Annotated in this window: 15 protein-coding genes and 1 pseudogene; 7 read left to right on the top strand and 9 right to left on the bottom strand. The window is 55.0% G+C overall.

Annotated elements, in window-relative coordinates:
• Window positions 1-9: 9 nt before the first annotated feature.
• A complete protein-coding gene (locus tag GIW69_RS20220; RefSeq protein ID WP_236484551.1) occupies window positions 10-1596 on the bottom strand; it encodes an ABC-F family ATPase in 1587 nt (528 codons plus the stop codon).
• Between the two features lie 395 nt (window positions 1597-1991).
• Here GIW69_RS20220 and lpxO point away from each other — a divergent pair, with 395 nt between their 5' ends.
• On the top strand, window positions 1992-2891 hold the full coding sequence (lpxO, locus tag GIW69_RS20215; protein ID WP_236484550.1) for a lipid A hydroxylase LpxO: 900 nt from the start codon (window positions 1992-1994) through the stop codon (window positions 2889-2891).
• A gap of 21 nt (window positions 2892-2912) precedes the next feature.
• Here lpxO and ku read toward each other — a convergent pair whose 3' ends face one another.
• Window positions 2913-3773 carry a non-homologous end joining protein Ku gene (ku, locus tag GIW69_RS20210; RefSeq protein ID WP_236484549.1) on the bottom strand — a complete coding sequence of 287 codons (861 nt, stop codon included), beginning with the start codon at window positions 3771-3773 and terminating at the stop codon, window positions 2913-2915.
• Between the two features lie 189 nt (window positions 3774-3962).
• On the opposite strand from ku, the gene GIW69_RS20205 reads away from it, so the two are divergent.
• Entirely contained in the window at window positions 3963-4304 is a 342-nt protein-coding gene (locus tag GIW69_RS20205; protein ID WP_236484548.1) for a hypothetical protein, read from the top strand.
• 52 nt (window positions 4305-4356) lie between these two features.
• Window positions 4357-5508, top strand: a complete 1152-nt coding sequence (locus GIW69_RS20200; protein ID WP_236484547.1) for a PQQ-dependent sugar dehydrogenase — start codon at window positions 4357-4359, stop codon at window positions 5506-5508.
• A 170-nt stretch (window positions 5509-5678) separates the two neighbouring features.
• Here GIW69_RS20200 and GIW69_RS20195 read toward each other — a convergent pair whose 3' ends face one another.
• Entirely contained in the window at window positions 5679-6014 is a 336-nt protein-coding gene (locus GIW69_RS20195; protein WP_236484546.1) for a DUF2834 domain-containing protein, read from the bottom strand.
• 345 nt (window positions 6015-6359) lie between these two features.
• On the opposite strand from GIW69_RS20195, the pseudogene ilvA reads away from it, so the two are divergent.
• Window positions 6360-7355 (top strand): annotated as a pseudogene (ilvA, locus tag GIW69_RS20190) (threonine ammonia-lyase, biosynthetic); the annotation flags it as partial.
• A 31-nt stretch (window positions 7356-7386) separates the two neighbouring features.
• Here the strand turns inward: ilvA and GIW69_RS20185 are convergent.
• A complete protein-coding gene (locus GIW69_RS20185) occupies window positions 7387-7692 on the bottom strand; it encodes an NIPSNAP family protein (protein WP_236484544.1) in 306 nt (101 codons plus the stop codon).
• A gap of 13 nt (window positions 7693-7705) precedes the next feature.
• Window positions 7706-8191, bottom strand: a complete 486-nt coding sequence (gene eco, locus GIW69_RS20180) for a serine protease inhibitor ecotin (protein WP_236484543.1) — start codon at window positions 8189-8191, stop codon at window positions 7706-7708.
• 27 nt (window positions 8192-8218) lie between these two features.
• Between eco and GIW69_RS20175 the strand changes: the two genes are divergently transcribed.
• Window positions 8219-8374, top strand: a complete 156-nt coding sequence (locus tag GIW69_RS20175; RefSeq protein WP_236484542.1) for a hypothetical protein — start codon at window positions 8219-8221, stop codon at window positions 8372-8374.
• Between the two features lie 186 nt (window positions 8375-8560).
• Window positions 8561-8830, top strand: coding sequence for a DUF1652 domain-containing protein (locus GIW69_RS20170; RefSeq protein ID WP_236484541.1), 270 nt, complete (start codon window positions 8561-8563; stop codon window positions 8828-8830).
• On the opposite strand, the gene GIW69_RS20165 is transcribed toward GIW69_RS20170, so the two are convergent.
• Both GIW69_RS20165 and GIW69_RS20160 read right to left on the bottom strand, forming a co-directional pair.
• Window positions 8827-9225, bottom strand: coding sequence for a hypothetical protein (locus tag GIW69_RS20165; protein ID WP_236484540.1), 399 nt, complete (start codon window positions 9223-9225; stop codon window positions 8827-8829). The genes GIW69_RS20170 and GIW69_RS20165 overlap by 4 nt on opposite strands.
• A gap of 89 nt (window positions 9226-9314) precedes the next feature.
• The gene (locus GIW69_RS20160) at window positions 9315-9584 is read right to left on the bottom strand and encodes a DUF2790 domain-containing protein (protein ID WP_236484539.1); all 270 of its coding nucleotides are present in this window, start codon (window positions 9582-9584) and stop codon (window positions 9315-9317) included.
• A 489-nt stretch (window positions 9585-10073) separates the two neighbouring features.
• On the opposite strand from GIW69_RS20160, the gene GIW69_RS20155 reads away from it, so the two are divergent.
• Complete coding sequence (locus GIW69_RS20155; protein WP_236484538.1) at window positions 10074-10370, top strand: hypothetical protein; 297 nt, start codon at window positions 10074-10076, stop codon at window positions 10368-10370.
• 78 nt (window positions 10371-10448) lie between these two features.
• Here GIW69_RS20155 and GIW69_RS20150 read toward each other — a convergent pair whose 3' ends face one another.
• Both GIW69_RS20150 and GIW69_RS20145 read right to left on the bottom strand, forming a co-directional pair.
• Window positions 10449-11342 (bottom strand): SEL1-like repeat protein, encoded by an 894-nt coding sequence (locus GIW69_RS20150; RefSeq protein ID WP_236484537.1) that lies wholly within the window; start codon window positions 11340-11342, stop codon window positions 10449-10451.
• Between the two features lie 372 nt (window positions 11343-11714).
• The gene (locus GIW69_RS20145) at window positions 11715-12362 is read right to left on the bottom strand and encodes an SEL1-like repeat protein (protein ID WP_236484536.1); all 648 of its coding nucleotides are present in this window, start codon (window positions 12360-12362) and stop codon (window positions 11715-11717) included.
• Window positions 12363-12470 lie beyond the last annotated feature (108 nt).

Below are 12470 nucleotides of genomic sequence, written 5' to 3'. Positions count from 1 at the left end.
AAGCTGCTTTTAGAACACTACGCCTTGACTACGCAGGTAGTCATCGTACGTACCGCTGAAGTCGGTTACGCCATTCGGGGTCAGCTCGATGATACGAGTGGCCAGCGACGATACAAACTCACGGTCGTGGCTGACGAAGATCAGCGTGCCCGGGTAGTTTTCCAGCGCCAGGTTCAGCGCTTCGATGGATTCCATGTCCAAGTGGTTGGTCGGTTCGTCCATGATCAGCACGTTTGGCTTTTGCAGGATCAGCTTGCCGAACAGCATGCGACCTTGCTCACCACCGGAGATTACCTTCACCGACTTGAGAATCTCGTCGTTGGAGAACAGCATCCGGCCCAGGGTGCCACGGATCACTTGTTCGCCCTGAGTCCACTGGCCCATCCAGTCGAACAGGCTGACATCGTCTTCGAAGTCGTGGGCGTGATCCTGGGCGTAGTAGCCCAGTTCGGCCGCGTCGGTCCACTTGATGGTGCCGGCGTCCGGGGTCAGTTCGTTGACCAGGGTGCGCAGAAGGGTGGTCTTGCCGATACCGTTCGGGCCGATGATCGCTACGCGCTCGCCAGCTTCAACCTGGAAGCTGAAGTCTTTGAACAGTTCTTTGCCATCGAAGCCTTTGGCCATGCGCTCGACGATGACCGCCTGACGGTGCAGCTTTTTGGTCTGCTCGAAACGAATGAACGGGCTGACACGACTCGAAGGCTTGACCTCGGCCAATTGGATCTTGTCGATTGCCTTGGCGCGGGACGTGGCCTGCTTGGCTTTCGAAGCGTTGGCCGAGAAGCGGCTGACGAACGATTGCAGCTCGGAAATCTGGGCTTTTTTCTTGGCGTTGTCCGACAGCAGTTGCTCGCGGGACTGGGTCGCCACGGTCATGTACTCGTCGTAGTTGCCCGGGAACAGGCGCAGCTCGCCGTAATCCAGGTCAGCCATGTGAGTGCACACGCTGTTCAGGAAGTGACGGTCGTGAGAAATGATGATCATCAGGCTGTTGCGCTGGGTCAGGATGTTTTCCAGCCAGCGAATGGTGTTGATGTCCAAGTGGTTGGTCGGTTCGTCGAGCAACAGCACTTCCGGATCGGAAAACAGTGCCTGCGCCAGCAATACTCGGAGCTTCCAGCCCGGCGACACTTCGCTCATCGGGCCGAAGTGCTGCTCAATGCCAATACCCAGGCCCAGCAACAGTTCGCCGGCGCGGGATTCGGCGGTGTAGCCGTCCATCTCGGCGAACTCGGTTTCCAGTTCGGCGACGGCCATGCCGTCTTCTTCAGACATTTCCGGCAGCGAGTAGATGCGATCACGCTCGGCCTTGACCTTCCACAGCTCTTCGTGACCCATGATCACGGTGTCGATCACGGTGAATTCTTCGTAGGCGAACTGATCCTGGCGCAACTTCCCCAGACGCACATTCGGCTCAAGCATGACCTGGCCGCCGGACGGATCGAGGTCGCCGCCGAGGATTTTCATAAAGGTCGACTTGCCGCAACCGTTGGCGCCGATCAGGCCGTAGCGGTTGCCCGCGCCAAATTTAACGGAAACGTTTTCGAACAGCGGCTTGGCGCCGAACTGCATCGTGATGTTAGCTGTAGAAATCAAAGGTTTTTCCTGCGAAGCATTCAGAGTAGCGAGGGTGCGGACGGAGCGCTTGGCCCGAGTCGAAGTGCGCTGAGGCCGGCGTCATTTCCGTCATCAACCAAGGGGGGCGCTAAAGTTTGGCGGCGATTGTACTGGTCTGGCTCTTTAAACGATAGGGCGATAACGAACAGAGCGGCGATTGGTGCAATCGCGGGAACAGTTTTTCTCAAACGGTGGTTCACCATTGGTTACAAAGTGTGGCTAAAATGCCCGCCATTGGCTCAGTGCCCCAGTGGGTGACGCGGGCTCAGCGATGCGCCACGGCACTGTATCGGGCATTCAGACCGCCATGCAGCCCTTGGGCCCAAGGGCTGCATGGCGCGCAGTTCGTTAATTTCTGACGTGTGACGATTTCCTTGAAACTCATCATTGCCGCTATCTATGTCATTTCCATTGCATACGTTCACCTGCGTGGCCGCGTACGCCACAAACTGGGACGGCAATTGAGCGATCACTCGTCGTTTCTGGCGCCGATCAATTGCTTTCTTTATCTATTCTCGAAAATCCCCAACAAGCCATACCTCAATCCGGCGGATTTTCCGGATCTCGCTCCGTTGCAGGCTCACTGGGAGGACATTCGCGAAGAAGGCCAGAATCTGCTGCGTGCCGGCGAGATCAAGCGCTCAAATCAGCATGACGATGTGGGTTTCAATTCCTTTTTCAAAACCGGCTGGAAGCGCTTTTATCTGAAGTGGTATGGCGAGAGCCATCCATCGGCCATGAAACTGTGCCCACGCACTACTGAGCTGGTACAGGGCATCGGCTCAATCAAAGCGGCGATGTTCGCCGAATTGCCACCGGGCGCGAAGCTGGTGCGTCATCGCGACCCGTATGCCGGTTCCTACCGTTATCACTTGGGGCTGGACACGCCTAATGACGCCGGTTGTTACATCAATGTCGACGGTGAGAGTTATCACTGGCGCGATGGTGAAGCGGTGATGTTTGACGAGACATTCATCCATTACGCGGAAAACACCACCGACAAGAACCGCATCATCCTTTTTTGTGACATCGAGCGGCCGATGCAATATCGCTTCGCGGCGGAGTTCAACGGCTGGTTCAGCCGTAATGTGATGTCAGCGGCCGGTGCACCGAATGACGCGGGCGACAAGACCGGCGGGATTAATCGGCTATTCACCAGAATCTACAAAATTCGTGTGCGTGGTAAAGAGCTGAAAAAGCGCAACCGTGCGCGGTATTACCTGGAAAAGTGGACGATTTTCGCCGCTTTGCTGGCAATCTTCATCCTCATCTGAACACCGCAGTCCCTGGGGACGTCACGACGCCTTTTTTGTCTTCTTCGGTGCGGCCTTCGCCGGCGCTTTGGCCTTGGGCTTCGCCGCCGCAGTCTTGCCGCCCAGGCTGCGTTTAAGCAGCTCGGTCAAATCGATAACGTCCGCTGTCTTGCGCTCTTCCTCACCCTCAACCGGTTCCACGTTCTCGATCTTGCCTTCGTGGGCCTTCTTGTCCACCAGCGCCATGATCTTCTCTTCAAACTCGTCGCGATAATCATCTGGCGACCAGTCACCGCTCATGTCCTGCACCAGCCGTTTGGCCATGTCCAGTTCACCCTTGGCCAGTTGCGGCTTGGTGACTTCGCTTCCCAGCGCCAGTTCATCGAGGCTGCGCACCTCCGCCGGCCAGCGCAGCTTCACCAGCACCAGCGCCGATTCCAGCGGCATCAACGCGGCCAAATATTGGCGGGTATGCAGGACAACCCGGGCAAGAGCGACCTTGTTGGTTTTGCTCAGGGTTTCGCGCAACAGAGCGTATACCTTGCCGCCGCGTTTATCCGGTGCCAGGTAATACGGTGTGTCGATGTTTTGCAGGGGAATCTGTTCACTGTCAATAAACGAAAAAATGTCGATGGTTTGAGTCGATACCGGGTGCGCCGAGCGGATCTCCTCTTCGCTCAACACCACATACCGACCCTTTTCGTAAGCGACGCCTTTGACGATGTGCTCCTTGGTAATCTCCTTGCCGGTGTTTTTGTTGATCCGTTTGTAGCCCACCGGATCCATGCTGCGGCTGTCGAGCCAATCAAAATCAACGCCTTTGGATGAGGTCGCCGACACCAGTGCCACGGGGATGTGTACCAGTCCGAAACTGATGGCGCCTTTCCAGATTGCTCGAGCCATTTTCGCGTCCTCCAAATGATGTTCTGGTGACCTGTGGCGGTTTGCAAAAGTTTCCGGCATTTGCGTCGGGGATGGCTCTGGGTAAGGTCGTGTTACATCTTCCGTGCAACGTTTGGATTAACAAATGCGAACCCTCGGCGTAGCGTGGACTCGAAGGCTCCATCCATGACCCTCTCGAGAGGCTGTCCCATGAATCGATTTCTGCTTGGCATCGCCGCGTTGATCCTCGGAGCAGGGTTTGCGCAGGCTGAAGTCGCAGCAAGGTCTGCGCCACTGCAATTGGCGCAAAGTCCGACCGGCAACAGCAATAATCCCTATAACAGCCCGATCCGCCGGGCCAATCCGAACAGCATGCAAGGCACCCAGCCCAGCGCACCTCCGATTCGCGGGCCGAATACCGTGCCGGTGCCACGGCCGCCGACCCTGGATAATCGCGGCATCGGCAACAGTCAGCCGCAGCGCTCCGAGCCTGGCAAGGCGCCCGTCTTCATTCCCAATCCACCCTCGCGCAGTACCGACAGCAACCGTTGAACGGCAGGACTGAAGTTCTGTCAGCCCTTCGAACGAACAAAAGGAATCGTGCATGTTGCGTAAAACCCTCCTGGCCACGTTGTGCGCCAGCGCATTGATCGGCGTCACAGCCACGAGCTTCGCGGCGACCACTCAGGAAATGAAAAGCGAACAGGGCACCCTTGAGGTGACGACCATCGCCCAAGGCCTTGAACATCCTTGGGCGCTGGCGTTTCTGCCGGATCGCCAAGGCATGTTGGTGACCGAACGGTCGGGCAATTTGCGGGTTGTCAGTGCCGAGGGCAAACTCTCGACGCCGATCAGCGGTGTACCGACAGTCTGGGCCAAGGGGCAGGGCGGTCTGCTCGATGTGGTGCTGTCGCCGGATTTCAAAGCGGATCGCCTGGTCTACCTGTCCTACGCCGAGGGCGGCGGTGCGGACAACAAGGCTGGCACGGCGGTGGGACGCGGTCGTCTGTCCGATGACTTGAAGACGATCAAGGATTTCAAGGTGATTTTCCGTCAGGAGCCGAAACTGTCCGTCGGCAACCATTTCGGCTCGCGATTGGTCTTCGACCGCGACGGCTATCTGTTCATCACCCTCGGGGAAAACAACGACCGCGCGACCGCTCAGGATCTCGACAAGCTGCAAGGCAAGGTCGTACGGATCTACCCGGACGGTAAGGTGCCGGATGACAACCCCTTCGTCGGCCAGTCCGGTGTACGTCCGGAAATCTGGTCGTATGGCCAACGAAACCCGCAGGGCGCGGCGCTGAACCCGTGGACGGGAACCCTTTGGGAAAACGAACATGGTCCACGGGGTGGCGACGAGATCAATATCATCGAGCGCGGCAAGAACTACGGCTGGCCGCTGGCGACCCACGGTATCAATTATTCTCTGCAACCGATCCCTGAGGCCAAAGGCAAAACGGCCGAAGGCACGGTGCCGCCGCATCATGTCTGGGAACAGTCTCCGGGCGTCACGGGCATGGCGTTCTACGACGCTGATCGCTTCAAACCGTGGCAGCACAACGCATTTATCGGTGCGCTGGTCAGTCAGGAACTGATCCGTTTGCAATTTGATGGCGACAAAGTCGTTCACGAAGAACGTCTGCTCGGCGAGCTCAAACAGCGAATCCGCGATGTACGCCAAGGGCCGGATGGTTATCTGTATGTGCTCACAGATGAGTCGAACGGCGGACTCTACAAAATCGGCTTGAAGTAAGTGACGACAAAGCCACTCAGGCGACAGTTTGCGGTGGCTGCCCGGACGCTTTCGCGGGCAGGCCCGCTCCTACAGGTTCGGGTTGGCGACGCCTGCCATGTAAACCATCCGCATCCTGTGGGAGCGAGCCTGCTCGCGAAGACGTCATCAGAAACACCAATAAAAACGGATCAGCCCACCGCCGTCGGGTCAGCCGTTTTCTGGCGCTCCTGAACCCCCCGAACCACCAGATACAACAATGGCCCCACCGACACAAAGGCAGCCGTCAACAGCAAATAAGGCACCACCGACCATACCGGTTTCCCTCGCTGGCGAGCATCCTTGTACATCCACGCACCGGCGATTGTCGCCAGTAGATATAGATCGATCACCACCTGCGCGGTGTCCGGCCTGGACATCAAACTGATACCAAAATCGATCAGTGATTGCTCCGCCTGAAGCATCACCGAGATGGTATATCCGGCAAACGTGATCAAGGCAGTAAGCGGCAAAGCGATGGACATCATGAAAACCTTCCCTGGAGTGATGAGTCGATGCGCCAGCCTACAGGCACTCGGCAAAATCCACCATTGACTCGCCCTCAACAACCGGGCTAATTTCGAGCCATGACTTCCACCGTATTGCGCTGCCAGCCAAGCATTATTACCGCCATTCCTCATTTGGCGGGCTAGCTCACGACTGCAGCACCCAACCCGCCCTAGAGGCGGGTTTTTACTTTCCATCTCCAGGGTTTTGAAACAGCACGATCCCGTGTAGGAGCTGCCGCAGGCTGCGATCTTTTGATGTTGGTTTTTAAGATCAAAAGATCGCAGCCTGCGGTAGCTCCTACACAAGGGGTGTGAACCCAGGAGATGGCGATGAATTGCACGACCGAACAACAAGCCTTGCTTGAGCACTACGTGAAAAAAATCCTTGCGGCGCCGGTCTATGACCTGGCTGTGCGCACGCCTTTGCAGCCAGCCCCGGCCCTGTCCGAAGCGCTGGGCAATCGCATCCTGCTCAAGCGCGAAGACCTGCAACCGACGTTCTCCTTCAAGATCCGTGGTGCCTACAACAAACTGGTGCAACTGAGTGATGAGCAAAAGGCCCGAGGTGTGATGACTGCCTCAGCCGGCAATCATGCGCAAGGCGTGGCGTTGGCGGCCCGCGAGCTGGGCATCGCAGCTACCATCGTCATGCCCGCAACCACACCGGAACTTAAAGTGCTCGGCGTACGCAGTCGTGGCGCCGAAGCCTTGCTGCATGGCGAGAGCTTCCCGTTCGCGCTTGCCCATGCCCTGCAACTGGCCGAACACACCGGACGCACCTTTGTTTCGCCATTCGACGACCCCGATGTCATCGCCGGGCAAGGCACCGTGGCCATGGAAATCCTCCGTGAACATCAAGGCGCACTGGAAGCGATTTTCGTCCCGGTCGGTGGCGGCGGTTTAATCGCGGGCATCGCCGCGTACGTCAAATACCTGCGACCGGACGTGCGCATCATCGGCGTCGAATCCGAACATTCCGCCAGCCTGAGCGCCGCCATGCTTGCCGATCAACGCGTGGCGCTGCCCAGCGTCGGCACCTTCGCTGACGGCGTCGCCGTAGCGCAGATCGGCGAGTATGGCTTCGAGGTGTGCCGCTTCTGCGTGGATGAGGTGGTCACCGTCAGCAACGATGAACTCTGCGCGGCAATCAAGAACATTTACGACGACACCCGTTCAATCACCGAGCCCTCCGGCGCACTGGCCGTGGCGGGGATCAAGCAATACGTGGCGCGAACCGGTGCGCAGGGTCAAACCTTGATCGCCATCGACTCCGGCGCCAATATCAACTTCGACAGCCTGCGCCACGTCGCCGAGCGTGCGGCGGCGTTCAGTATCCCGGCGTGAGATCGTGTCAGGCCAGCAATGGACGCAGGAAACTGCGTTCGTAACTGACAATGAATTTTTTCTCGAGCAGGGACGCGACCAGCGCTGTGCTTTCCGGATCGGTCATCGCGATATGGCGGTAGCTCTCGTAGTCCGCCAGGGATGGGAAGCTGAATAGGCAGTAAGCAATGTTACTGGCCCCCTCGGACGGCAGAAAATAACCGTGATGCGTGCCGCCCAGGCGCTCGACGATGCCGAGCCAGGCTTTGGCATAGGCCTCGAATTCGCTTAATTGGTACGGATCGATCACGTATCGGACGTGGCAGGTAATCACGTAGGTCGTTTCCTTACTCCTGAATGGCGGTGCCGACTTTGTCCGAAACTTCCCAGATGCGATATCGCACTTCGACGTCCGAGGGGGCGTAAATCACAACCGGTAGTTTGCTGTTGTAACGCAACATAAAGCCGTCACCGACAACGGGTACGAATGCGCGCTTGCTGGAACTGCCAGGTGGGCAAGCCATCATCGTGCTCATCGGGCCAATGACCTTTTCCAGTCGATAGAACGGATAACCCCAACCTTCGAGACTTCTTTCCTCCAGCACACCGCCCAGATGCTGGCGGTTGCAATCGACCATCAGGGTTTTCCCGGCCAACACTTCGATGCGGAAATTTTCTTCATTGGCTTGTTGGGGCAGATGAATGACCTGACGACTGAAGCCGCTTTCAGGTTTGGGGTAGGGTGCGGTGTCTTCGAGTTTTGCTGCGTCAGCAAACGTAGAGAGGGCGGCGACAAACAGGCCGGTGGTCGCGTAAATGCGTAAAGAACCCATTGGAGCCTCCTTGCAGGTGTAGGGTAAATGACTGGCATTCTTACCGGCATGGCGAAGCGAATGCAAACCGGAGGTCAATTGCAAAATGCAGTGTATTTGAAGGCTGATCTTGCATTTTGCAACTGGCCAAATACTGGCCTTGTAGCTAAGTCCATGATTCTCAACGGGCTGTACGGGCACTGATGACCGGCACGTTTTATGCTGTTTCTTGGTGCGGCGCACCAGGTTTAGGCGCCTTCATTTCAACGGGCATTCAGCAACACACCGTTTGTCGCACTCAAGGAATCAGCGGGGACACAACCGCGCAGGGGCAGCAACCGGTCAGCATGAATACTTGATTGGCAATCTCACAGCAGGAGAGGCTTCGCCATGTTTTTATCTGCCTTGGAACTTCGCAACATCATAGAAAGTAGCTTTCTGCCGAAACGCTGCCAGTGCACGCTGTCCCCGGATCTGTCGATGACCGTCAAAGTGTTCGGCGACCACCAGACAGATCAGGTTGAATTGCTCGTCAGCGGAATCGACGCCAGCAACCTCAACGGATCGCGCGCTATCAACGAGCTGATCGCCGGACTGCGATCCGATCTGGATCATCAGTCTGTACAGCCAACTTACACGCCACGATACAAAGCCATCTAACTGACCGTTTCAGCCAGTTCGACCGTCACGCGCCGGGCCTGCACAAAACCAAGGCCCAGCGCGAACTCGACCAACACGGCCGGCAAAATCCCAGGCCCGGCATGGCCGTTGAGCCATTCGCCAAATCCCAGCACCGCCAAACCAAAACAGCCAACCAGAAAACCATTGCTCAAAGCATTGCGCGTGGCAGACGGCGGCGCATTGCGCACCAAATAAAACATCACGCTCAACGCCGCAAACAGCACCGCGCTGCGCCTGGCGACAAAGCCCGCTGCGGATGAATATTCAATACTCCAGATCGCCAGCAACACCTCAGGCGCGAAGCCCCAGATAAGGGTCAGCACCAGACAAAGAGAGGAGGTGAGTATCGACAACGTGCGAAACGACAACTGCATAGCGAATCCCTGCGGCAGTGAGGAAGGCTCCGAGCATAACCCCGGAACCCACCTGCGCCTACCGCAAAACTGCAAATCAGAAACTTCTGTCAGTTTTGATAACTGCACGCGTCAGATAATTTGCTGTAGCTGATCTCCGCAGGTTTACCCGACGTGTCGATGTACTTCATGTCAGCCTTTACCACCTTGCAATCGAGCGTCGACGGCTCAGACAACGAAACCACCTTCGCGACGTGCAACGGCACCCCGTATTGATAAGGCACAGCATTGGATGTGGCAGATGTGTCATTGGCCTGAGCCACCCCGGCAAACGCCGTGCAGGCGAGGGCGGTCGTAAACAGAAATGGACGAACGTTCATGAAAAAGACTCCGGTGCGTAATGGAAGCCCGGCAAACGGCTGCCGAACCTGCCGCACTGGGCGTCAGAAAGGCTCTGAGGGCGTGCGGTTCAGTGAATTCTTTGACCGCGAAGTTAAGTGATGGTTAAGCCGGCTGAATGTTGCCTGTCGAGAGGCGGGATAGTTTCTGTTGGGAAACTCGGGCGATTCCTACAGAGGCAGACTCTTTATCGGCTTTCGCGGGCTGAGCTGGGGCGGATATGGTTCTGCATCGCTGCAAAATCAGCGATCCAGGCTTGGTCACCTGGAAAACAACACGCTTGCAGATGTGCCATCATTTGCCCTGCGGACATCTATGTCTTCGCAGCGCATTGTCATGGCGGCTGTGTGCAGGGTCGCCCATGGGCGAGCTGAGTTGTTGTTCTCGGTTGACCAAGCCTGTACGCAGTCCGCCTCCCACCGTTTGGTCACGGTGCTGGTGGTTACTTACAACAAATACGAGTAATCCAAATGCCAATACTGAAACCGCTTCCCGAACGCTACCACCGCTTGAACACCGCCGTCACCGACAGCGCCCCCTTGGTCATTGACACCGAAGCAAACCCGAAAGACATCCTCGAAACCGCCGTCCAACGCCTGCGCGCCGCCACCGAACTGCTCGAAACCCTGCATTGTTTGTGCTTCAGGCATGCGGATGTTCAAGACATTCCGCATATTACGCATGCGCTGTATTTGCTGACGCAGGAAGGGTTTGATTTGTTGGAAGTGGCGCAGCAAAAGATGCTCGGGTGGAAGGCGTCGGATTAGGCTCGAATTAGAAGGGGAGTTGAAATGCTCCCCGTTCAAATCGGGGGCGTGCGCTAGGTTAGAGCCATAACGGTGATCTCAGTGGTTAAGTTTGTCAGGAAAAAATGAGAGGGGAGGATGAGTTTCTCCCCAACGTTTGGCGAACTTCTTTGCTTCTAAAATTTGTAAAGTTGTCATCTTTTTTTCTATTAAGGGCAGAACTTCGTTAACATTTTCTTGCATGCCGCCGCCCCCGTCTAGTTGGGTTAGCAAGTAAATAAGAGCATAACCCTTTACAAGATCCAGTGGGTAGCCGAACGTGTCAGGTTCATGAGCAAGATCGCAGCCATAACCAAATACAGTATTTGCATATCCTGCTAATGCGGCTTGTTCATTCCAGTAACGATACCCTTCCACATCGTCTCGTTTATACAAAATGGCAGCATAAGCCATCATTGATCTTGGGTTTCCTCCTTCTGCAGACGCTTTAAACCATTTTTCAATTGTTTTGCTACGGTTCCATGGTAAGAAAAAACCTTCTCCCTGTTCGAGCCCTTTAGCTATCCAGTATTGTGCTAGTGGATAACCATTGCTAGCTGACTTTTGTAGCCACGCTTCGTCATAAGTAAGTTCGTACATAATGTACATTGCTTCAGCGTTACCGTTGCTTGCTTTTTTCTCTGCTATTTTTTTTGCTTCTTTCAACCATTCTTTCTGCGTTTTTCGATTTGGCGGGCAATTTTTGGAGATATCACAGACATCATTTTCACTTCGCCCCAGTTGGATCATTGCGTAAATATCTTCCTGCGAGGCGGCAGCTTCGTACCATTTACGAGCTTCAGAATTCATGAAGTGATTTTTTTTTCTGAGTGTTTCCGCTAAATAATACTGAGCCTCGCGGTCGCCTGCCTGAGCAGCAATAGTTAAGTAAGGGGTAGCATCTCCCGATTTCAGTTGATTGTATAAAATAATTCCGCGTTCCTTGGCTGCCAACTGGTCTTGGGAAAGATTCGTTTCTGCACGGCACGTCCCAGTGAAAATTATCAAAAAGCAGAATATCGACCTAAGTATCATAGTGTTTCCATGTCGCGTGCTGGGTGTGATCATACAAGTTATTAGCGTCGGCTTTGATGCCTTGTTAATTGGTGCTTCATACTAGCTGGTTGTGACTGTTACTATGTGGATCTGCGTAAACAGCTATCAACTTCTGAGTGTCTCTCGGGTTCCGCTGTTTTATATTGGTTAAAAAGCATTATCCCGCGCTCTCATGCCTACGGACATCATATGCATCTTCTGCCGAGAGCGCGTTTCATTGCCCGTGTCCTCTCACCGCTCAAATTCCTGAAGGATTAATAGGCGTGATATTTAGAATCTGATTTTATCAGGAAAGTAAGAAATAGGGGGGTGCTCTTTTTTCCAGTTTTCTGCGAATATTTTTGCTTGTTCTAATTCGCTTGAAGTCATAGTGGATTCAATTTGTGGGAGTATTTCTTCAACGTCTGTTTTAGCAGCGCCGCCGCCGTCGAGCACTTTCAGCAGCGATATTAAACCATAGCCTTTGACTTTATCCATTGGGAATCCCAGCTTTTCAGGTTCTACAGCTAGAAAGTACCCCAGGTTATAAAGTCCTGCTTCGTAGCCTAAAAGGGCTGATTGTTCTAACCAATACCTAGCTTGTTCGAAGTCGCCTTTCTCTCGGTATATACCGAATAGCTGCATCATCGCTTTCGGGTTACCGTTTTTGGCAGCTGCAAGAAACCAGCCCTCAACGGTCTGTTGCCGTTTCCAAGGAAGTATGTAGCCCTCGCCTTGACGGTCACCAATTGCCATTCGGTATTGTGCAGTTGAGTTCCCCGCGTTAGCAGATTTTTCAAGCCAGTTCCGGTCCGCTGTTAACTCATACATTATATAAAGCGCATCTGGGTCGCCGCTCGCCGCTTTTTTCTTTGCAATGCTTGCCGCTTCTTCAAGCCATTCATTAGGCTTCTTTTCACTAGGTGTGCAATTTTCCATCACCTTGCACAAATCGCTATTACTTCGCCCTATTTTAACATTGCATAGAGGTCGCCTTGTTCGGCCGCCGCTTTGTACCATTTATAGGCATCTTCAGTGATGTATTGT

Source organism: Pseudomonas syringae (assembly GCF_021605415.1).
Classification (GTDB): domain Bacteria; phylum Pseudomonadota; class Gammaproteobacteria; order Pseudomonadales; family Pseudomonadaceae; genus Aquipseudomonas; species Aquipseudomonas syringae_S.
This window is presented reverse-complemented; position numbering and strand designations above follow the sequence as displayed.

Excerpts from the sequence above, each read along its gene's own strand:
- GIW69_RS20205 (WP_236484548.1), top strand. The coding sequence starts at position 3,963 with ATGAATCGATTTCTGCTTGGCATCGCCGCGTTGATCCTCGGAGCAGGG.
- GIW69_RS20155 (WP_236484538.1), top strand. The coding sequence starts at position 10,074 with ATGCCAATACTGAAACCGCTTCCCGAACGCTACCACCGCTTGAACACC.
- GIW69_RS20200 (WP_236484547.1), top strand. The coding sequence starts at position 4,357 with ATGTTGCGTAAAACCCTCCTGGCCACGTTGTGCGCCAGCGCATTGATC.
- GIW69_RS20145 (WP_236484536.1), bottom strand. The coding sequence starts at position 12,362 with ATGGAAAATTGCACACCTAGTGAAAAGAAGCCTAATGAATGGCTTGAA.
- GIW69_RS20175 (WP_236484542.1), top strand. The coding sequence starts at position 8,219 with ATGACTGGCATTCTTACCGGCATGGCGAAGCGAATGCAAACCGGAGGT.
- eco (WP_236484543.1), bottom strand. The coding sequence starts at position 8,191 with ATGGGTTCTTTACGCATTTACGCGACCACCGGCCTGTTTGTCGCCGCC.
- GIW69_RS20165 (WP_236484540.1), bottom strand. The coding sequence starts at position 9,225 with ATGCAGTTGTCGTTTCGCACGTTGTCGATACTCACCTCCTCTCTTTGT.
- GIW69_RS20160 (WP_236484539.1), bottom strand. The coding sequence starts at position 9,584 with ATGAACGTTCGTCCATTTCTGTTTACGACCGCCCTCGCCTGCACGGCG.
- GIW69_RS20195 (WP_236484546.1), bottom strand. The coding sequence starts at position 6,014 with ATGATGTCCATCGCTTTGCCGCTTACTGCCTTGATCACGTTTGCCGGA.
- ku (WP_236484549.1), bottom strand. The coding sequence starts at position 3,773 with ATGGCTCGAGCAATCTGGAAAGGCGCCATCAGTTTCGGACTGGTACAC.
- GIW69_RS20170 (WP_236484541.1), top strand. The coding sequence starts at position 8,561 with ATGTTTTTATCTGCCTTGGAACTTCGCAACATCATAGAAAGTAGCTTT.